This window comes from Bacillus sp. JJ1474 (assembly GCF_036965225.1).
In the GTDB taxonomy this organism is placed as follows: Bacteria; Bacillota; Bacilli; order Bacillales; family Cytobacillaceae; genus Cytobacillus.
This window is the reverse complement of sequence record NZ_JBALPC010000212.1, coordinates 2,592-3,740: the sequence shown is the minus strand read 5'-3', so window position 1 is coordinate 3,740 and position 1,149 is coordinate 2,592. Positions and strand designations below refer to the sequence as shown.

General features: G+C 33.8%; 1 protein-coding gene. It reads left to right on the top strand.

What is annotated here, in order from left to right; translation table 11 throughout:
* On the top strand, nt 1-1,149 hold a 1,149-nt coding region (locus tag V7164_RS22060), incomplete at both ends, for a sigma-54 interaction domain-containing protein (protein WP_335355239.1).

The following is a 1,149-nucleotide window of genomic DNA, read 5'->3' as shown; positions in this document are numbered from 1 at the left end:
CATTTAGTGGCAAAAAACGGAAAACCTCTAATTGATGAGCTTGTGGTAAGGGGAAGAAAATTAGTAATTAAACAGTTACCTATCAAATCTGGAGATGTAGTAGTTGGGGCTGTAGGCTTTGCTATTTTTAACGAAACTAGTCAGGTATTAGACCTAGCACGTAAACTATTTAATATAGAGTTAGAACCTAGTATAAATAACTATTGGAAAGCAAAGTACAACTTAAAGGATATTATTGGATCGAGTAAACAAATTGAAGAATTAAAAAAGCAGATAAAACGTATTTCGCAATCAAACTCCTCAGTATTGATTTATGGTGAAAGTGGTACCGGAAAAGAGCTTATAGCTCATTCAATACATACTCTATCGAATCGATCATCCAATCCTTTTGTACGTATTAACTGTTCCGCAATTCCAAGAGAATTGCTTGAAGCTGAATTATTTGGTTACGAAGGTGGAGCATTTACTGGAGCTCGCCAAAAAGGCCAAATAGGTAAAGTCGAATTGGCCAATTCCGGAACATTATTTCTTGACGAAATTGGAGATATGCCTCTACCAATGCAATCATCTTTACTCAGAGTTTTGCAAGAAAAGGAAATAGTGAGAGTGGGAGGAACAAAACCCATTCCAGTTGATGTACGTGTAATATGTGCCACGCATCGTAATTTACATAAACATGTAATTGAAAACCAATTTAGACAGGATCTTTATTATAGAATTAATATCTTTACAGTTAAAGTACCTTCCTTAAGGGAGAGAACAGACGATTTACCTGAATTGATTAATCATTTTTTATTAACTCTTCGTAGTGAATTAGGTTTAGGTGAACTATACTTGACTGATGAACTAATGGATTATTTAAAGAAGTATAGTTGGCCAGGTAATATCCGTGAATTAAGAAATGTTATAGAGCATGCAGTTCATTTTGTAACTGGTAATCAATTGAAATTAGAACACTTACCAGAACTAAGTAAACTATCTAATATTAGCAATCATAATACAAACTTAAACCTAAATGAAAATGTTAAGGCCGTCGAATACGCCACTATTCAAACGGCCCTAAATCAAACGAATGGAAATAAAACACGTGCAGCCAAGTTACTAGGTATTGATCGAAGTCAATTATATAAAAAATTACGAGAATATGAA